Raw genomic sequence first — 20,861 nt, forward strand, 5'->3', positions numbered from 1 at the left:
TATGAAAAGCAAATACATATTCGGTCTGGTCATCGGCGGCACGTTGCTGATCACCACCTCCTGTAATGATTTTCTCGATTACCAGCCGCAGGGGCTGCTGTCGTCTGAAAATGTTAAATCGGCCTCGGCGGTAGAATCGCTCGTGACGGCTGCCTATGCCGGCATCGGCAACGACGATATGATCGGCCCCATGACGAGCATGTGGGTATATGGCAGCGTCCGTTCCGACGATGCCTACAAGGGAGGAGGCGGCGTTTCCGACGTAGCGGAAGTGGATTTTTACGAACATTACAACCTCACGCGCCCCGACCTCGGGATCATGCACCCATTCACATGGGAGAACTTTTACAAAGCCATTTCCCGCGCCAATGCGGCACTCACGAGCCTCAATGCACTAACCGACGCGGACTTCCCTCTCCGCTCCGCCCGCATTGCGGAAATGCGTTTCCTGCGCGGCCATTCCCATTTCATGCTTAAAATGCTGTTCAAGAATGTGCCTTATATCGACGAAAAGCTTTCCAGCGATGACATCCTGAAAGAGTCGAATGTAAAGTACACCAACGACGAGCTTTGGAATAAAATCGGAGAAGACTTTCAGTTTGCGGTCGATAACCTGCCGCAGAAGCAGGCGCAGATCGGCCGGGCCAACAAGCTTTCGGCAGCCGCTTACCTGGCCAAACTGAGGCTTTTCCAGGCATACGAGCAGGATGCGAACCATAAAGTGACGGCTATCAACAAAAACCGTTTGCAGGAAGTGGTGACGCTCACCCAACAGGTGATCGCCTCGGGCCAGTACAGCCTGCAACCCGATTTCGCCGAGAACTTCATCGCCGAAACCGAGAACGGCCCCGAATCCATTTTCGCGATCCAGTACTCGATCAACGATGGAACCGCCGTGGGGCGGCTCAGCTACGTGACCGGCCTGAACTACCCCCACGGCGCGCCGCAATATGGCTGCTGCGGGTTCCATCAGCCAAGCCAGAACCTTGCCAACGCTTACCGCACCGATGCGAACGGCCTGCCGCTTTTCGAGACATTTAACGATCAGAATGTCGATTTCAAAACCGAAACCGTCGACCCGCGTGTAGACCATACCATCGGCATCGACGGCCACCCGTACAAATACGACGCTACCAAGCCGTTTAGTAACAGCTGGGTGCGTGACCCGGGAGTATATGGTTTTTTCCATACTATGAAAGAGCAGCAGCTGGCGACAAGTTCGTCGTACCACAAAGAAGGACCGTTTATCGGCAGCTCCAAGAACATCGACATTATCCGTTACGACGATGTGCTGCTGATGCAGGCCGAAGCTTATATCGAGCTCGGGCAGCATGCGCTTGCATTACCGCTCATCAACCAGGTCCGCAAACGCGCGGCTGCCAGCACCGGACGATTGAAAAAAACGGATGGTACCCTGCCTTCGAAATATAATATCAAAGAATATTCCGCTTCCGGCTGGACGCAGGATTATGCAAGAAAGGCGCTGCGCTGGGAAAGAAGGCTCGAATTCGCGACGGAAAGCCCACGTTTCTTCGACCTCGTGCGCTGGGGTATCGCAGCGCAAACTTTGAATGCGTATCTTGAAAAGGAAAAAGTGAGACGGCCATTCCTTGCGACTGCGAAATTTACTGCGGGCCGGGATGAATATTTGCCTATTCCGCAACGGGAGATCAGCTTTACGAAAGGGCTTTATGTACAGAATCCGGGATATTAAATTTAAATAGCCACGAATGCACGAATGATCACGAAGGGCTTCGTGGCCATTCGTGCATTCGTGGCATCAAAAAATATGAAAAAACTACTCATACTGACCGCGCTGCTGGCGGCGCATTTATTAAACGCACAGGACGTTCCCGAAAAGTACCGTCCCCAGTTCCACTTCTCCCCGAAAGCGCATTGGATGAACGACCCGAATGGCATGGTATTCCACAACGGCACCTACCATTTGTTCTATCAATACTATCCCGGAGCGAAAATCTGGGGGCCGATGCACTGGGGCCATGCTACCAGCAAGGATATGTTGCATTGGAAAGAACAGCCGATCGCGCTTTATCCCGACAGCCTCGGCTACATTTTCTCGGGCAGCGCCGTGGTCGATGTAAACAATACCTCCGGCTTTGGCAAAGATGGCAAAGCGCCGCTGGTGGCCATTTTTACACACCATAACCCGGTTTTGGAAAAACAGAAAACCGGCCGCCACGAGTACCAGAGCATTGCATACAGTCTTGATGACGGGGTTACCTGGACCAAATACGCCGGCAACCCGGTATTGCCCAACCCCGGCATCACCGATTTCCGCGACCCGAAAGTGCGCTGGTACGAGCCGCAGAAAAAGTGGATCATGACCCTTGCCACCAAAGACCGCATTACCTTCTACTCCTCTCCCGACCTTAAAAGCTGGTCGAAAGAAAGCGAGTTCGGGGCCGACGCGGGAGAGCATGGGGGCGTATGGGAATGCCCGGACCTTCTCCCGCTCATGCACAATGGCAAGCAGGTGTGGGTGCTCATCGTCAACATCAACCCCGGCGGCCCCAACAAGGGCTCGGCCGGACAGTATTTCCTTGGCGATTTCGACGGCAAGACATTTACCGCGTATTCCAAAAAAACCAAATGGCTCGACTGGGGCGCCGACAACTATGCCGCCGTCACGTTCTCTAACACCGGGAACCGGTCGCTGCTGATGGGCTGGATGAGCAACTGGCAATACGCCAACCAGGTCCCCACCGACCCGTGGCGCAGCGCCAACACCATTTCCCGCGAACTGGGTCTGAAATCCGTCGATAAAGAACTGTGCCTGACCTCGGTACCCGCCAAAGAACTGGATGCGATTAAAACGGAAGGTTATTCCAAAAAGGACCTGACTGTCAAATCGCCTGTCGACCTGGCACCCAAGGGCGGCAATGCGTCCGGTCTCTTCCGCCTCGATCTCCAGACCGCGACGGCCGACGATTTTGAACTCGTACTGTCCAACAAGGCCGGCAACGAGCTGCTGATCGGTTTCGACAAAGCCAGCAACCAGTATTATATTGATCGCTCCAAGTCGGGCAAGACGGATTTCGAAGCTGGCTTCGGCCAAAAACATACGGCTCCAAGATTGTCGAAGGACAGCAAAATTGCATTGACGCTCGTTGCCGACGTGGCTTCCGTGGAGCTTTTCACCGACGGTGGTCTTATTGTAATGACCGACATTTTCTTTCCCGACACGCCGATGTCCGGTCTGAGTATCAAGTCAGCGAAGGGCATTCGTGTGGAAGATTTGCAGTACAGTGCCTTGAAACCGTCGATCGAATAGCCGGGGAACTGCGCCTGATTTTGTATTATATTTGAAAAGGAATTATTTCTTCTAAAAAAAGTGATACCCCGGCCGACCCCGGGGTATTCTATCATGATGAGATTCGCGCTGATCGCTTTCCTGTTGATGACGTTGTTTGCGGGCTGTGCCGAAAAACAGGGAGACGATTATGTCATCGGGTTTTCCCAATGCACGGGCGACGACGAGTGGCGGCGTGCCATGCTCGACGGTATGCAGCGCGAGCTCGCATTTCACAACAATACGAAGCTGATTTTCAAGGATGCGCACGCCAACAGCGCCGTGCAGGTACAACAGATCGAAGAATTGCTCCGGAGCGGCATTCAGCTACTGATCGTATCCCCCAATGAATCGGACCCACTCACGCCGGTGATCGAAAAGGCTTACAAAAAGGGCATTCCGGTGGTGGTAGTCGACAGGCGTACTTCTTCGCCCTATTATACAGCCTATGTCGGCGGCGACAATTACCAGGTAGGCAGAACTGTGGGCGAATATGCCGCAACATTGCTCGGCGGCAAGGGCAAGATGATCGAAATCACGGGCCTTCCCCGCTCCTCACCCGCCTCCGACCGCCACCGCGGCCTCGTGGACGCGCTCGCGACCCGGCCGGGCATTCAGCGCGTGGCCACATTGAATGGCCAGTGGGAAAAGGATATTGCCAAAAAGGAATTACGCAAGGTCCTTCCCCGCTTTCCCGACCTTGACCTGATCTTCGCCCAGAACGAGGTAATGGCGATGGGCGCGCGGGAAGTTTGCAACGAAATATACCCCGAACGCAAGATCCACGTGATCGGTGTGGACGGGCTACCGGGGCAGTTTGGCGATATTCAGATGGTGTACGACGGCCACATTACCGCGACGGCACTTTACCCCACCGGCGGTGAGGAAGCGGCACGGGTAGCGATGAATATCCTGCAAAAACAGCCTTATCAAAAGGAAAACCTGTTGCAAACCGCCATTATCGATTCTTCAAATGTGCGGATGATCAAAATGCAGACCGACAAGATGATCTCCCAGCAGAACGATATCGAACGCCAGCAGGCGCGAATCGACGAGCAGCTGGAAATTTACCAAACCCAGCGCGGCTTGCTCTATGTGATGACCGTCCTGTTTATCGTCTCGATCATCCTTGGCTCGGTCGCATTGTATTCGCTGATCGAAAACAAGAAGATCAACCGGGAGTTGAATTCCAAAAACACGGAAATCGTTATCCAGCGGAACCGTATTCAGGACATTGCCGAAAAAGCGCAGGAAGCGACGGAATCCAAATTCAGGTTTTTTACCAACATCTCCCATGAATTCAGGACGCCGCTAACATTGATCCTTGCTCCTGTGGAAGAATTGCTGCGACAGAAAAACGAAAGCCCGGCGGTTAAGAAAAACCTCTCTCTAGTACAAAAGAACGCCACGCGGCTGCTGTGGCTCGTCAATCAGCTGATGGATTTCCGCAAAATCGAAAGCGGCAAGATCCGCCTGCAGGTTACGGAAAACGATATCGTCGCATTTATCAGCGAGCTGATGCTCCCTTTTGAACAGGTGGCCAAAAAACGCAGGATCGATTTCCGACTCGTCACCACGCTGCACGAACTGAATGTCTGGTTCGACCGGAATATGATGGATAAGGTGCTATTCAACCTGCTTTCAAATGCATTCAAGTTTACTTCCGACTGGGGCCATATTTACATTCATATCACCCACACGTCTTCCGAAGTGACCATTAAAGTACAGGATAACGGCTCGGGACTGAGCGAAGCGGACATTGCAGGCGCATTCGAAATGTTTTACCAGGGAAAAAACTCCACCAAAGGTACCGGGCTCGGCTTGCCGCTTTCGCGCGAGTTTGTGGAACTGCACCAGGGTACCATCACTGCTGACGGCAAAAAAGGCGACGGCGCGACATTTACCGTTACATTACCGCTCGGAAACACCCATTTCCGGCCAGAGGATATGGCCGACCCGGCAGCCGGGGCCATTGAAAAATCCGTCGCCTGGACTTCCACCGGCTTTGAACCGGAAGATCAACCTGCCACGCCACGGCACCCCGACCTGCCGACCGTGGTTTTGATCGAAGACAATGAAGATTTGGTCAGCTTCATTAGCGGCCTTTTGCAAAACCAATACGAGGTTATCACAGCCACCGACGGAAAGGCCGGCCTCGACCAATGTTTCGATATCGTGCCCGACCTGATCGTTTGCGATGTAATGCTGCCGGGTATGGATGGTTTGCAGATCACCTCCGCGCTGAAAGCCGATATGCGCACCTCGCATATTCCCGTGATACTGCTCACGGCCAAAAATACGCCCGAGCAGCAGGTCGAGGGCATGCAGGCACGGGCGGATATGTACATGACAAAGCCATTCAGCCCGCAGTTTTTACAGGAAAGCATTCGCAGCCTTCTCACTAACAGACAATTGCTGCTATCCGCGCAGGTCGGCCGGAATATCGGGGACTCGGAAAGCGGGCTGTCGCGTCTGGACAAGAAGTTCGTGAACGAGCTACGTGCTCTCATCGTTTCACGGCTCGACGACCCCACCCTCACGGTGGAATCCATCGGCAAGGAAATGGGCCTATCGCGCGTGCAGCTGTTCCGAAAAACGAAAGCGCTGCTGGGTGGCGGCACCAACGACCTCATCCTGAATATCCGGCTTGAAAAAGCCTGCGCATTACTCCGAAACCCGGACCTGACCGTCGCGGAAATCGCCGACCAGACCGGATTTACCTCCCAGAGCTACTTTTCGACTGTTTTTAAAAACCATTTCGGGGTATCTCCCAAGGATTGGCGGCTGGTTAAAAGCTGAAACCGCTAGTCGGTAATGCGGATGCCCAGCTTTTCATAATAATCCTCCACCACACTTCCTACATAAAAATAGGGAGGCACCAGGCGGTTGAATTGCAGGGTAGTGACGTCGTTATCGAGGAAATAGGATGTGGAGGAAAAAAAAGCGATTGGTTTGACACCGCTGGGACCGGTATTGACCAGCTCATAAGGGTAAGTCTGTTCAAAGGTCACTTCACGGCTCTCCCCGATCGGCATATCCAGCGTCACCGGCGACCCGATTTTCGTGCGCTCACCATAAGTATCGCCGGGAGATGAGGGCGTGTGCAGGATCATTTTCCCCGCCGCGTTGTGCGTGTAACCGATCAGGTAACCCACGGCAACCGGGAACGAAGGGCTCGCCACTCTTTTGATCCGCATTCTCAGATCGAATTTCGCCGCACCATTTGTACCCACAACACTCCCGGTGTTCGTATTGGATTTAGCCAGAAAACGCGACAGGGCCACGTTTTGTGAAGAGCCCGTAACCATGCCGAGGTCGACGCCGTCCTTTCCCAGAAATGTAATGCTTTCAACCACAAACTCGCAGGGATAAAGCCTCGGAGAACCGTCTACGGCCGTACATTCGGATTCGGGCAGGTTGACAGGCACATCGTGATCGGTACAGGAAAAAGCCAGTGTGAGAAGCGAAAAAACAGAAACGCTGAATACAGCGGAGAAGTAGCTGTGCGATGTTTTCATAAGGGGGTGTAAAGTTAGATGAATATTGAGTAAGGGAGACGGGAGAGGGAGGAATGTCGAAATTAGGCCCGGCCACCGGTTTTTTTTAGAGGGTTTTTACGCTATTTCACCTATTTTGCCGGCCATTTACCACTATCTTTTATTTAAAAACTATGAAACGTTTCCTTCTTTCCCTCACTGCTGCATTACTTCTGTTCGCAGTAACATCCAACGCTATCGCACAAGGCCTTTCTGTCGAGAGCCTGCTCGACAAGGCAGTATCATTGACTCAAAAGGGGGACAAGGCCGGCACGGCCAGCGCGCTTACCGACGGGGTTTCCGCATTGGAAAAAGAAGCCAAATCCTCCAATGGTAGTCTGAAAGACAAGCTGCTGGGCAAAGCAGGCGACCTGAAAAACCTGATCCCCCTGGCGTCGTCGGGCAAGCTGTCGGGCGGCACGCTGGGTAAGGTGGTTAACGCTGTAAAAATGCTGATCGGCGCCAACCGTATCAGCGGATTGCTTGGAAAGGGCGATTCGGGCCTGTTGGGGAATGCGGCCAGCCTCACAAGCAGCCTCGGACTGATCAAAGCCGGCAGCTCCGTGCTGGGCGATGCCAATGAGTCGAAATTGAATGGCTTGTTGGGCGAAGCTACCAAAAGCGTTTCTGCACTTGACAAAAAAGGCCCTGCTGCCAAACTCGCAGCGGCAGCATCGTCGAAGCAGCTGAGCAGCATTGTCAGCCTTGTCGGCTCGGCGCTGTAATAACGTTTACCACCATCCGTCACTCCGTGGCGGATGGCTTATTTTTCGCTACACTCTCTTGCCGATAACTTTTGGGCGACATTTTATTGATCTTTTTGAAACACCGGTTGAAATAGGAAATATTCGTATAGCCGCATTCCAGCGCTATTTGTGTTACCGACAGATCCGATTGCTGCAACAACTTGCAGGCGAAACCGATACGCACTTCGTTCAGGAAGTCGGAGAAAGTGCGGTTAGTGAGTGTCTTGAAAAAACGGCAGAACGAATGGATCTGCAAACCTGCCACCGACGCGGCCTGCTGCAATGTAATGTCCTCCTTGAAATTCTGTTGTATATAATGCATGAGCTTGGGGACACGGCCGGAAGTCTGGGCGGTGTAGCTCGAGATCGGGTCCGGAGCGTTGAGCCAGACCAGGTCCCCGGGGTCGAGCAGCTGATCGAGGATTTGCAGAAACGACGCCAGCATCCCCACCTGGCGATCCTGCTGCGACAGCATTCGTTTCAGAATATCGGTAACCAGTACATTTTTCTCTCCGCCGATACGTATCCCCCGCTCCGACTCCCTGAAAAACTGTTTCAGCTCGATTGTGTCCGTCAGCGCATCCAGGTGATCGCAAACAGCCTCGGGGTTGATATAAAGTGCCAGTGAAATGGCCTCGGTAGCAGGTTCGTCGGGTCTGGATTCACTATACCAGACATGGGGCACATTCGGGCCCACAAATGTGAGATCGCCTTCTTCGAACCGTTCGATCGAATGGCCGATAATACGGGTGCCGGAACCCGACAACACATACACCAGCTGGCACTCCTTATGAAAGTGAAAATCGGTCGAAAAATAAGGTCTGACGATCTTTTTGACCAAAAATGGCTTCTGGGAGGGCGCAAATTCGGGGAGCAGGGTGTAAGTCGCTTTCATGGTTTGAAAGGTTAAGCAAACATAGTACTACAAGTTATCAATCTGCCATTAGCTTACAGGACTTATCACCCATAATTTTGTATAAATTCATTAACAAACCAACCAAGCAAAAAATTGATATCCAAATTCCTAAAACCCTTTTAACATTAAAATAAAATAAAACGCCGATAAGCGCCCGATTCATTACACTTTTTGCAAGCATTCTCCATTTCACTCACGCAACAACGTCGATCCGGACCTGAACTGGTATCATATTAACATCCGCTAAACACATGCATATCACATCGATCGGGATCAAAGACAAGCGGTTCGACCTCGCAGATGGGGTTGGCTCGGATGCGACACACACCAACCCACAATACGCTTACGCCGTTTGCAGCCTGCATACCGACACGCCAGTTACAGGTGTCGGTCTCGCATTTACGCTTGGAGCCGGCACCGATCTCGTTTGCAAAGCCGTTGAATATCTTTCTGTTGCACTAAAAGGAAGAGAAATTGAAGAACTGATGGCCGACTTCGGAAACGAATACCGTCGTATGGCCGACTCTCCGTCGCTCCGCTGGCTGGGCCCGCACAAGGGCGTGATCCACCTGGCGCTCGCGGCCATTGTGAATGCCTGTTATGATCTTTGGGCAAAATCGCGCGGGGTTCCGTTGTGGCAGCTTCTGCTCGATCTCACTCCCGTGCAACTTGTGAATACCCTCGACCTCAGCTATCTTGAAGAAGTGCTGAACCGCGACCAGGCCATTTCACTTCTGACCGAGCATTTGCCTACCAGAGACGCGCGTAGGTCGGTGCTCTCATCGGGTTACAAGGGCTACGATACCTCGGTGGGTTGGTTCAACTACCCCGATGAGGAGATCGTCGCAAATACCCAAAAGGCAATGGATAACGGTTTCAACGCAATGAAGCTCAAAGTCGGCTCCGACGACCCGGAACGTGATATCCGCAGGGCCGCATTGATCCGTAAAACAGCGGGTGACGGCGCGACCATTATGGTGGACGCCAACCAGAAGTGGAACCTGCCCGAGGCCTTGCGTATCTGTGAAAGACTGGGCAATATCAATCCGTTCTGGATCGAGGAACCTACCCACCCCGACGACGTGACGGGCCACCAGGCAATCGCACGCGCCATTGCGCCCTTTAAAGTGGCTACCGGGGAGCATATCCCTAACAAGGTGATATTTAAAAACTTCCTGCAAGCCGGGGCCATGGACTTTTGCCAGGTGGACGCGGTGCGGGTGGGCGGGGTATCGGAATTCCTGACGATCAGCCTGTTGTCCCGGAAAATGGGCATACCCGTCGTGCCGCACGTGGGCGATATGGGGCAGATCCACCAGCACCTGGTGCTGTTCAACCATATCGGCATGGGACACGAGCATTTGTTTTTAGAGCATATTCCGCATTTACGGCCGTATTTTGTAAATCCTGCGGAAATCAGCGACGGCTACTACCACACACCGCAGACACCCGGCAGCAGCAGCGACCTGAAAGACTGACCGCAACAAAACGAGCATTATGAATCTGACCAATAAAACGATTTTCATCACAGGCGCAGCATCGGGCATCGGGCGTGAGTGCTTAACCGCCTACGTGCGCGAGGGCGCGCGCGTGAGCGTGCTCGACCGTGATGAAAATGCCTTAAACGAGTTGAAAGCGCAATTTGGCACCGAAGTCTTGCTTGCATTCACGGGCGATGTCAGGGTAAAAGAAGATATTAAAGCCGCTATCGAAAAAACCGTGGCTGCATTCGGCGACCTGCACGTGATCCACAACAATGCAGGTATCGCCAGCCCCTCCAAGCCGCTCGACGAGACTTCCGAAGAAGAGTGGGACAGCCTTTTCGAAATCAACCTGAAAAGTGTTTACTACACGACGAAATATGGTTTGGAATACCTCAAACAAACCCGCGGTAATATTCTCAATACCAGCAGCCTGGTAAGCGAGATCGGTCAGGAGAACCACGCCGCATATGCGGCTACCAAAGGCGGAATGAGCACTTTGACAAAGGCTATGGCACTGGATTACGCCCCTTTCGGCATCCGCGTCAATGCGGTTTGCCCCGCGGGCGTATGGACACCCATGCTGCGCAAATGGGCAGGTGAACAGCCCAATACGGGTGAAATAGAACAGTACCTGGACGAAATCCACCCGCTCGGCTATTGTCCCGGTGGGGACGTGATCGCCGATGCGGCCGTGTTCCTGATTTCGGATTCGGCGCGGTTTGTCACAGGTTGCATTATGCCGGTAAGCGGCGGGGCCGAGTTAGGTTATAGAAGGTAAACCATGGCAACAAAAGACTCCGTGTTTTTCCCTAACGAGCATTTGTTATGAAAAACGGCAAAGATGTAGTGGTGCCGCTGCTGGTAGTGATGAGCCTGATGTTTATCTGGAACCTCAGCCGGAATATCAACGACGTACTGGTCCCGCATTTAAAACGGGCCTGTCAACTGACCGACTTTCAGTCGTCGCTCGTTCAATCGGCGTTTTTCGGCGGGTATTTCCTTTTGGCTCTGCCGGTGGGCCAGTTTATCGGCCGGTTTGGCTACAAGGCGGGCATGGTTACCGGGTTGCTTACTGCCGCGGCGGGTGCCCTGCTGTTCTTCCCCGCTGCCGATATGCGTTATTACCCGTTATTTCTAACGGCGTTGTTCATCATGGCCGCCGGTTTCACATTCCTGGAAGTGACAGCAACCCCCTATATCTCCGTCCTCGGCGATCCTGAGCGCGCGTCGAGCAGGTTGAGCCTGGCCTCGGCGGTAGGCTCCGTGGGCGCTACGCTTGGGCCGTTTATCGGCAGCCGCTTTTTGCTGCACGCGACGGAGGTTTCGCCCGAAGCAGTCGGACAGTTCGGCCCGGAACAGCTCGCAGGCTATCTGAATGCGGAGGCACAACTCGTCAAAACGCCGTATCTGAGCCTTGGGGGCCTATTTCTGACGATCGGGCTTCTACTATATTTTATAAAACTACCTGAAATCGAGGAAGAAAACCACCATGCGGGAAGCATCCGTGACATCCTGAAATTCCGCCATACCGTGCTCGGCGCGCTGGGCGTTTTTTGCTACCTGGGAGCGGAAGTGGGCATTGTAAGCTTTTTGATCCGCTATGCCAAATCCTCGGGTATTCCGGGGCTTACCGAGCAGAACGCGGCATTGTTTATCACCTTCTACATGGCATTGGTGCTGCTCGGGCGACTGGTCGGGGCCTACTGGCTGCGGAGCGCGAACCCGCCGGTAACCCTGGCCTTTTGCTCGACAGCGGCACTGGTGCTGGTATGCGTTTCCGTGACAACCAGCGGTTATGTGTCGGTGTACGCATTGTCGCTGGTGGGGTTGTTCACCTCGGTGATGTACCCTATCCTGTTTACCCTCAGCATTAAAAATTTAGGTATTTATACTAAAACAGGCTCCTCGCTGATCATTATGAGCATTGTGGGCGGGGCTGTAATCCCGCCGGTAATGGGGCTGGTTTCCGACAGTTTTGGAATACAAAAAGCATTTATCGTACCTGTGCTTTGCTACGTCTACCTCGTGTATTACGCACGCGCCGGGCACGCGATCACGCAGGCCAGCGTGGTGGGTTTGAAGCATTAATTTGAATTTTTATAACGATGAAAAAAACGATTCTCGCGACGCGACTGACCGCACTACTCCTGCTGGCATTCGCTCTACCCGGATTTTCTCAGACCGACATACCGAAAGCGCAACGGCTGAAATGGTGGCAGGATGCCAAAATGGGCCTTTTCATTCATTGGGGGCCGGTCTCGCGCATCGGAAAAGAGATCAGCTGGTCGAGAGAAGGTTATGGTAAGGCTAAATACGACTCCCTTTACCGCGGCTTCAACCCCAGCCGTTTTAATGCCAAAGAATGGGTGGCGCTTGCAAAGGCGTCAGGCATGAAATATATGGTGCTCACCGCCAAGCATCACGACGGTTTCTCGCTTTTTGACACCAAAACCAACAACTACAACATCATGCACACGCCATTCGGCCGCGATGTGTGCAAGGAACTCGCGCAGGCCGCGCACGAGGCCAATATGCCCATTGGCTGGTACTTTTCGGTGGCCGACTGGAAGGACCCCGACTGCCGCAATCCCCAGACCAACGGCATCTTTGCCGACCGTGTGCTCGAACAGGTGCGGGAGCTGTTGACCAACTACGGCAAAATCAGCCTGCTGTGGATCGACTACGAAGGCTGGCCGACACCGGTAGAGCCCAAGAAGGTGTATGACCTGGCCAGAAAGCTTCAACCTGAAATTATCATCAACAACCGCCTCGAACCGTTCACACCCGACGAATCGCATGCTTATATAGGCAAATATGCCGACTACGCAACGCCTGAGGGCTTTGTGGCCGGTTATGGCAAAGTACCGTGGGAAACCTGTACCAATATGGGCCACCAATGGGCGTGGCGGTTTGGCGACCAGCCCCGTAGCCTGAAAGAGTCGGTGCACACGCTGCTGCGCTGTGTGGGCGGGAACGGAAACCTGCTTTTCAACATCGGTCCGGACAGCACCGGCATATTCCCTACCGACTTCGCGGCCCGGGCACACGAAATGGGCGACTGGATCGCAAAGAACCAGACCGCGATTTACAATACCAGGGGCGGCGTATTCACCCCGGCCCCCGATTATGTGAGCTCATACCGCGGTAAAGAAGTATTCGTCCATTTGTTGAACGCAGACAAAACGACGATCGCATTACCCGCCATTCCGGCGAAAATATTGAGTGCAAGGCTACTGGACGGCACACCGGTCCGGTTTACCCAAAACAATAAAAACATCAGCCTCGCGTACCCTGCCGGCAAAATCGATCCGATCGCCACCATTGCCGTATTAACGCTCGACAAAAATGCCTCGACCATAACGCCCACCGTGCCCCTTCCCGCCACCGGCTCGCTTGCCTATGCGCGCAGGGCCACGGCTTCAAGCGCGGTAGGCCAGTTTTACCACGACGCGACGGCTGCATTTGACGATAACCCCAAAACAGCCTGGAAGATCGGCCGCAGGAAGGACGTGGATTTCTCCCAATATTATGGCAAAAACATCCATTACCAGTCGCCCGAAATCATGGCATTGTATGAACCTACGGGCTGGCTGGAAGTGGATCTGGGCAAGCCGGAGACGGTAGGCCGCATCAAGTTGGGGGAATCGAAGTACGGGCAATCGGAGATCAAAAAGTTCGAAGTACTCTATTTAAAAGGAAATCAATGGGTTTCGCTGGCGCAGGATAGCAAAATGGGTGATTGGGACAAGACCATCGCCCCCGTTAAAGCACAGAAATTCAGGCTCGCCATTCAGGAATACCACGGTTATTTCGGTGTGAACGAGTTCCAACTTTTCCCGCCCGCCCCTTAAAAAGCAAGCACACGCCAGCGGAACCACCGGGCGTGTGCTTTTTTACAAAACCCAAATTGTCAGGCCAGGATTTTTTGCAGGTTCTTGTAACAGGTTCCCACCGTTTCCATATCTGGCACAAGGTCGTATTCTACAAAGAAGTATTTCAAACCGGCGATTTGAGCGGCTTCGAAAATGCGTTTGAACTCCACCACACCGGTTCCTACCGCGGTAATCGTCGAAAGATCGGCCTTGATGTCCTTCACATGCCAGAGCGGAAAACGGCCCGGATGCTCCTTAAACAATGCGACCGGGTCTTTTTTGGCTTTCGTGGCCCAGGCCAGATCGAGCTCCATTTTCACGAGGTCCTTATCGGTTTGGGACAACACCAGTTCGTAAGGCGTTTTGCCGCCATCTACGGGGTCGAACTCGGTGGCGTGGTTGTGATAGGCGAAACTGATTCCGGCTTTTTTCGCGGCTTCTCCCGTCTTCTGGAATACTTCAATGGAGTTTTTGATTTCCTCGGTCGTGCCTACGGGCGTGCTCGCGCACACGAGGTAGCTCAATCCCGCCGAGGCAGCGTCGTCGACGAGTTGCTGGTAGTTATCGCGCAGGTTGAGCATCGGCGGGATCGTAATGGGTTTACCATCAGAGCCGGTAGGCAGCTTGCGTCCCGGCTGCATTTTGAACGGCGCGCCTATTGCGTGGTGCGCGCGCCAGGTCATGCCGAGGCTTTCTACCAATGCCTTGAATTCCTTCGGCTCGTAGCCATAATATTTGCCCCGCGTGCTGAATGCGGATTCGATTTCCTTGTAGCCAATCTTTGCAATCTGCTCCAAAGTGCCTTTCGGGTCGGTATTCATTTTTTCAAAAACCGTGAAAAGCTGGATACCGGCTGGTCTCTCGGCTAATGTAATCCCTGCGTGACGAGCTGCTTCTACTAACGAGGGGGCTAACAGCGTACCTGCCGCCATCGCGCCTGCGCGGGTGAGGAAGTTCCTTCTGTTTATGGTATTACGCATGGTTTCAATGGATTAAGGTTTGTTTTTAAATTTGATTTTAGAGAAAGACATCAGCGGCTCGATCGGCTTGGCTTCTGCGTTTCTGAATACGAGGTAGATGTCCTGCTTACCGGTTGTAGGCTGTAAAGCAATGCGGACCGGCGGCTGGGCGAACCGGTTACGAGGCGCCTGGGGCGTCGTTGCAGGCTTGGCAGCGGCGGCTCCCGGAGCGGCGGCTCCCGCGGTCGCAGTACCGGCCGGACTTTCCTTTTTGGCGCCATTTTCCAATTCAGCCATCATTTTGGCTACGTCTACCGGCTTGGCTACGGCAAGTTTCTGCTGACCGATCAACGTGCCTGTCGGTGAGCCCAGTCGGATTTCGATCGTTCCTCCCACGCTCCCTTCACGTTGCTGCGCTGCGGCGTTGAGTTCCAGGGAATCGATACCTGTGAGGTCAATGGACGGGAAGGCTATGTAGCTGTTTTCAAATGCAACTACGGCAAATCCCTGTCCCGCCACGCCCAATGCCTTGGTTTCCACCCCTTTCGTGACGGGTGCTTCGGCCGCATTGAGCTCTGGGCTACGGAGCACGATCATTTCCTCGGCGGTTTGGGCAGGAACCGCTTTTGTCGTGCCCACGGGACGATCCGTATAGGCCGCACGGATGATGACCGAACCCTTGCCATTATCTCCCTTGGGAATTTCAGGGGTATACTGTCCCTTCAGCGGCAGTGTCGAAAGCGTTTTTTCGGTACTGTTCAGGATGTATTTAACGATTACCTCCACATCGGCTACCGGCAATGCAGGGTGCGCTGCCATGGCCACTTCACCCCAAACACCCGATCCGCCTTCCCGTACTTTTTTTACAAGCTTGTCCAATGCACCCGGGTCGGCTTTGTATTTATTGGAAATATCGGCAAATGAAGGCCCAACCGACTTGGTGTTCGGCTGGTGGCACACTTTGCAATCGCTTTTACCTATTAAGGTCTGTGCTACCGCGAATTGTGTTGTGGCATCCACGCTGCGCTGGCTCTGGGCCACTTCGGCATAGTCGAAGCCTTCCGCAGTGTAATCGATGCTGACGGCAACCTGGTCCGCCTTGATTTTACCGTCGTCCGTACTGCCGTCTTCCTTATCCGAAATGCCTACCGCGTAACCGATCGGCTTCTTTGGAAAGAAAAACGTGTTGTTGCCGTCCAGCCTGATCGCCACTTTTGGCGGCTCGTTGCCTGCGATAATACGGAACGACTGGCTGTTGCTGGCTCCTTTGGCGTCGGTTACAGTCAGCGTGGCGGTATAAACGCCTGCCTTATCGAACTTTACCGAAGGATTTTCAGTAGTAAATACCTTTGGTGCGACACCGGGGCTGGTTACTTTCCAGCTGTATTTCAATGCGTCGTTATCAAAATCCTTCGTGCCTTTGGAAGACAAAACCGTTTCAAATGGCACGGTTCCGCCTTTCTTATCCGCTGATGCGGCCACCATTGGTTTGCGGTTACCGCCATTGTACTCAATGCGCACCAGGCGCGAGTTGTCGCTTTTGCGGAACCAGTTGCTGCCGTATTCGAGAATGTACAAATCGCCGTCCGGCCCGAATTTGACATCGATCGGCTGTACCGGGTGATAACTTGGCAGGACACGTTCCATCGACTCGTAGTCGCCTTGTGCATTCATGGTTATGGCCATGATCCAGCCGCGCGAGAAGTCGGCCGCGATCCATTTGTTCTCATAATAGGCCGGCCACGGACGTTTCGGCGCTTTGAAATCGGAGCGGTGGTAAACCGGCCCGCCTGTCGCGCTGCGCGAGCCCGAACCTACGAGCGGGAATTTTTCGGAAACGCCGTAAGGATAGTAAATGAAGCTCGGCGCGGTCGGAAACAGCTCTTTCAAGCCTGTGTTGTTAGGCGAAGTGTTGACCAGGTTTTTCGGATCTTTCTTCTCACCCGGTTTATTATTTCCATAATCGAAAACGGGAAATGCCTGATCATTACCCACAAACCACGGCCAGCCGAAGTTTCCCGGCTTACGCGCCTGGTTCAGCTCGTCATATCCCCTCGGTCCGATCTCGGAATCCTCGTTGGCATCCGGCCCGACCTCGCCCCAGTAAATGTAGCCTGTCTTGCTGTCGACCGAGATACGCCACGGGTTGCGATGGCCCATTGAGTAAATCTCCGGACGGGTTTTAGCAGTGCCTTTCGGGTAGAGATTACCTTCGGGAATCGTGTACGTACCATCCGGCTCGGGGTGAATGCGGAGGATCTTACCCCGCAGATCGTTGGTATTTCCGGCATGTCCCTGGTCGTCCCAGCTCTCACGTCCCGGACGCTCGTCGGTTTGGGCGGCACGGTCGTTACCCGTGTTGTTTCCGACGGTCAGGAAAAGGTTGCCGTTTTTGTCCCAGGTCATTCCGCCGCCGGTATGGCAGCATACTTCCCGCTGGGTGATAACTTCCAGCACCACTTTTTTGGAGCTTTCCACCAGCTGGTCGTCAACCATATCCCAGCGTGCCAGAACGTGCTTTTTCTCGGCCGGGTGGGCGTAGTAGAGGTAAATCCAATGGTTTTTGGCAAAGTTCGGGTCAAGGGTAATACCCATTAAACCCTCCTCCGCCTCCCGTGATACGCCTTCCTTGCTGACGTATTTGGTGTTAACGGGAATGGTCGTGATCAGCTCGGTCGTTTTGGTCGACGGGTTGTACTTTTTCAGAGCGCCTTTGCGCTCGATGATATAGGAACTACCGTCGGGCAGCACTTCGAATGCCATCGGTTCATCGAGGTTATCGGCCAGTACTACGGGCGTGAACCGGCTTTCGTCGGGCTTGGTGACGGTGTCCTGCATCGTAAATGCGGCGAGGGCGGCGACGATGATCAGTTTAACTGACCAGCGAACCGACGAGGCAAGGCTTTTGCGCGAAATCGGGAAAGGTTTAAGCATAGATATGTACATCAAAATGAACCATTTAGTATATGACTTTCATTGAATGCGCGTCAAAAGCGGAAAGCAGGGGATCGCTCCCCCGCCCTCCTTTCATCCATCATATTAAAACTCGTAAGACAACGAGAGCCAAAAACTCCTCGGGAGAATCGTGCGTCCCGGCATCATTGTTCCTTTTTCCACGGCAGCGAAGTTGCGGAACTGGTCTCCGCGGACATCGCCTTCTGTCAAAACTCTTGCATTAAGCAGGTTATCCACCCAGAAACGGGCATTGATGGCCTTTGTAAAGTTGTAACCTGCTCCTCCTTTCATCAACATATAAGCGGGTAGCTTGTAGCTGTCGCTCGGTGCGGTAAAGCGGGAGCCGATATAGTTTCCGGCCAGGTAAATATTGAACTTCTTGTAATCGTAAGTCGCCGACAACTCGGTATTAAAAACTGGGACGCGTTCTGTTCTTTTCCCAGTAAAACTGTAAGTGGTGTCGCCCAGGATCGCCACAATGGCCGAGTTCGTGTTGGTGTTGGCCGTATAATCGGTGTATTTCGAATCCTGCAAGGTACCCGTCCAGCGCAGGCTCAGGGCTTTTGTCAGCTTGTAAGACGCTTCGAACTCGGCGCTGTAAGTGCGCGTGGAGCCAAATGCGACGAGTACCTGGTTACCCGAGGAAATGGTCGGTACGGTAATGGACAACGACACATTCTTGATCGCGGAATAGCTGGCAGAAGCAAACAGTGAAAAGTCGTTTTTCGCATACTTCACTCCCACTTCACCCAGGTACACAGGACGTTTCTTAATCTTCGCGGGATCGTACGCAGTAGCGTTGTAATCCGCGATGGTAGGCGCATTGTAGGCACGTGTAGCACGGGCGAAGAGCGCCGCTTCGTTGTTGATTTTGTAGTTCAAACCCGCGGTAGCGGCCCAGTTGGTGATCGTTTCGGAATAATCGGTGTATCCGGCGATGGTCAGGCCCGCGCCTTTGGTATGATCAGGCGTACCGTCCGCTTTGAAGGCGTAGAACGGCCGTTTCCCTGAAACATTCTGGTTGTCCAAGCGCACGCCGAGGTCGAGGCGCCATTTGGGGTTCAATGTGATCTCGTCAGATGCGTAGGCCGATAGCGTACGGGTATCGCCTATGACAGTCGTGAGATTCGTAGCCGTGATTTTTGCGGCAGCAGGCGAGGCAAGTAGCCTTTTCGGATTCTCCTTAAATTCCTGCTGGTACGAAAAGTTGTAGTTTGGCCCATCGTTTCGGTTGAACTGGTGAATGCCCGCACCAAATCCCAGGCTGTGGTTGCTGATCGTTTTTTTCAAATCCAGATAATCCACAATCTGCACATCCTTGCCCTGCTGGCCGATGCCGGTCACATTCACAATCCTGTCTCCCGCTTTCAGACCGGCCTCGCTGCCATCCAGGTAATAATAAGGTGTTGATCCGTTGTAGGTTACAATGCTGGCCGGAATGCCCGCGGTAACTGTCCGGTTGGTGTGCTGGTAGCGGAAGTTGTTGTTCAGTTCCCAGCCGTTATCGAGCAGGTAATTAAACTGAAAGCCACCCGAGCCCTGCTTCGTATGGATGCCATCGGAAAAATCGTAGTTGCGCGTCACACCATTCGCATCGGTATAACTAAACTTAGTATCGATCGTCGCCAGCGACTGTGTTACCATGTCGAAATGATCGGTTTTGGTAGGTTTACCGGTCCCGTCGTAGGGATAGAAGCTCGTCAGCATCCACTGCACTTTATCATTAAGATACTTCCCATACACCCGCACGAAGCCTTTCTGATTTTTGAAATTGAAGGTCATATTGCCTTTCAACTGACCTCCCTGGTTGGCTGTGTAGCCCGGAGGCACAATGCCTTTGTCGGTACGGAAGAAGCCCCCGATGTTATAGCGGATCTGGTCGCTCACCTTGCCGCCAACATTGCCGTCGAGGCGGTACAGGCCCTGGGACAGACCGGTAGTGGCTTTGAATTTGCCATAAGTTTTGTCCGCCCCGGTGTAGCTGAGGTTGTTGATCACCGCTCCCGGCGTGTTGGCCATCACGATCGACGCGTTGCCGCCGCGAACAGCCTCTATATTCTTGATAGTCAAGTCGGTCTTATAATACTGATCCACAGAAGGGATCGAGTTGAAACCTGTTGGAAGCACCGGCAGACCATCCTCCATAATGCCGAGGAAAATGTAGCCGCCCTGCTGAGGGAAACCGCGCACCCACACATTGCCGGGCCCGTCGCCTCCAGTACTTTCCACCGTCAGGCCTGGGATAGCTTTCAGGAGGTCGGTACTGTTCAACGGCGCGCGGGTTTGAATGTCTTTATTATTAATGGTCGTAATCGCTACGCTGCTCTCGATCTTTTTCTTCGGGTTACCGCCCGTCACGACGATTTCCTGCAATTGCAGAATGTCGTCTTTCATTTCGATATTCAGCTGTACGTCCTGGCCGGCGACTTGTATTTCCTTTTTGATGGCTGTAAAACCAATGCTGGTCACATTCAACGTATAAGTACCATCGGGAATATCGGCGAAGCTGTAAGTACCGTTAATGTCCGTCACGACGCCGAGGTTGTTGTAGCTGAGTACCACTGTTACCCCGCTGAGCGTTTCGCCCGACACGTCGGTGATCTTCCCCGACACGGTATATCCCGCCGCCCGGCTCCGGATACCTGTCGAGGGCCCTCCCGCCGACTTATCCGACCGGCTGATAATGATCAGGTTATCCGTAACCCTGTAATGCAGCCCCAGCGGTTTCAAGGCTTCATCCAACACTTTATATAATGGTTTCTGAGCAGCTTTAATACTTACTTTGCGCTCGCTGCCGATCATTTTCGCACTATAAACAAACTTGCCGTTCACCTGTCTTTCCAGGCTTCCCAGCACATTTTCAATCTCCTGCTCGTGGACATCCACAGTCACTTTTTTGGATAAAAGCGCCTGCGCATGACCGTCCGTCGCCCTGGCCGTACCCAGCGCCCACAATCCAACAAGTAAAAACTGGCACAGCGAGATCCGCATGACACTTAAAATAAATTGAAACTTAAAAGCTTCTTTCATACATTTGACTGTTTTATTGAGGTTAGATTTTGATAAAACAATCCCCGTTATCC

At 53.2% G+C, this 20,861-nt stretch carries 13 protein-coding genes; 8 read left to right on the forward strand and 5 right to left on the reverse strand.

Annotated features, from left to right (window positions below):
* Position 1: 1 nt before the first annotated feature.
* From AAHB90_RS11835 to AAHB90_RS11845, 3 genes are all read left to right on the forward strand, one after another.
* Complete coding sequence (locus AAHB90_RS11835; protein WP_342085297.1) at positions 2-1,714, forward strand: RagB/SusD family nutrient uptake outer membrane protein; 1,713 nt, start codon at positions 2-4, stop codon at positions 1,712-1,714.
* Between the two features lie 75 nt (positions 1,715-1,789).
* Entirely contained in the window at positions 1,790-3,292 is a 1,503-nt protein-coding gene (locus tag AAHB90_RS11840; RefSeq protein WP_342085298.1) for a glycoside hydrolase family 32 protein, read from the forward strand.
* Positions 3,293-3,385: 93 nt separating this feature from the next.
* A complete protein-coding gene (locus AAHB90_RS11845; RefSeq protein WP_342085300.1) occupies positions 3,386-6,109 on the forward strand; it encodes a substrate-binding domain-containing protein in 2,724 nt (907 codons plus the stop codon).
* Between the two features lie 5 nt (positions 6,110-6,114).
* Here AAHB90_RS11845 and AAHB90_RS11850 read toward each other — a convergent pair whose 3' ends face one another.
* Positions 6,115-6,828: a hypothetical protein gene (locus tag AAHB90_RS11850; protein WP_342085301.1), complete on the reverse strand. Its 714-nt coding sequence runs from the start codon at positions 6,826-6,828 to the stop codon at positions 6,115-6,117.
* A 152-nt stretch (positions 6,829-6,980) separates the two neighbouring features.
* On the opposite strand from AAHB90_RS11850, the gene AAHB90_RS11855 reads away from it, so the two are divergent.
* Entirely contained in the window at positions 6,981-7,571 is a 591-nt protein-coding gene (locus AAHB90_RS11855) for a hypothetical protein (RefSeq protein ID WP_342085302.1), read from the forward strand.
* 19 nt (positions 7,572-7,590) lie between these two features.
* On the opposite strand, the gene AAHB90_RS11860 is transcribed toward AAHB90_RS11855, so the two are convergent.
* Complete coding sequence (locus tag AAHB90_RS11860) at positions 7,591-8,487, reverse strand: AraC family transcriptional regulator (protein WP_342085304.1); 897 nt, start codon at positions 8,485-8,487, stop codon at positions 7,591-7,593.
* Positions 8,488-8,759: 272 nt separating this feature from the next.
* On the opposite strand from AAHB90_RS11860, the gene AAHB90_RS11865 reads away from it, so the two are divergent.
* Genes AAHB90_RS11865 through AAHB90_RS11880 form a run of 4 tightly spaced genes read left to right on the forward strand, consistent with a single transcriptional unit; the run spans position 8,760 to position 13,843 of the window.
* Positions 8,760-9,986 carry an enolase C-terminal domain-like protein gene (locus AAHB90_RS11865; protein WP_342085305.1) on the forward strand — a complete coding sequence of 409 codons (1,227 nt, stop codon included), beginning with the start codon at positions 8,760-8,762 and terminating at the stop codon, positions 9,984-9,986.
* Between the two features lie 19 nt (positions 9,987-10,005).
* Entirely contained in the window at positions 10,006-10,770 is a 765-nt protein-coding gene (locus AAHB90_RS11870) for an SDR family NAD(P)-dependent oxidoreductase (protein ID WP_342085307.1), read from the forward strand.
* Positions 10,771-10,817: 47 nt separating this feature from the next.
* Entirely contained in the window at positions 10,818-12,080 is a 1,263-nt protein-coding gene (gene fucP / locus AAHB90_RS11875) for an L-fucose:H+ symporter permease (RefSeq protein WP_342085308.1), read from the forward strand.
* 17 nt (positions 12,081-12,097) lie between these two features.
* Positions 12,098-13,843, forward strand: a complete 1,746-nt coding sequence (locus tag AAHB90_RS11880) for an alpha-L-fucosidase (protein ID WP_342085311.1) — start codon at positions 12,098-12,100, stop codon at positions 13,841-13,843.
* 59 nt (positions 13,844-13,902) lie between these two features.
* Here the strand turns inward: AAHB90_RS11880 and AAHB90_RS11885 are convergent, their stop codons facing one another.
* From AAHB90_RS11885 to AAHB90_RS11895, 3 genes are all read right to left on the reverse strand, one after another.
* The gene (locus tag AAHB90_RS11885; protein WP_342085312.1) at positions 13,903-14,844 is read right to left on the reverse strand and encodes a sugar phosphate isomerase/epimerase family protein; all 942 of its coding nucleotides are present in this window, start codon (positions 14,842-14,844) and stop codon (positions 13,903-13,905) included.
* 12 nt (positions 14,845-14,856) lie between these two features.
* Positions 14,857-17,661 carry a PQQ-dependent sugar dehydrogenase gene (locus AAHB90_RS11890; RefSeq protein WP_446717899.1) on the reverse strand — a complete coding sequence of 935 codons (2,805 nt, stop codon included), beginning with the start codon at positions 17,659-17,661 and terminating at the stop codon, positions 14,857-14,859.
* 201 nt (positions 17,662-17,862) lie between these two features.
* Entirely contained in the window at positions 17,863-20,808 is a 2,946-nt protein-coding gene (locus AAHB90_RS11895) for a TonB-dependent receptor (protein ID WP_342085315.1), read from the reverse strand.
* Positions 20,809-20,861: the final 53 nt, after the last annotated feature.

It is taken from the genome of Dyadobacter sp. OTU695, from assembly GCF_038440355.1.
In the GTDB taxonomy this organism is placed as follows: Bacteria; Bacteroidota; Bacteroidia; order Cytophagales; family Spirosomataceae; genus Dyadobacter.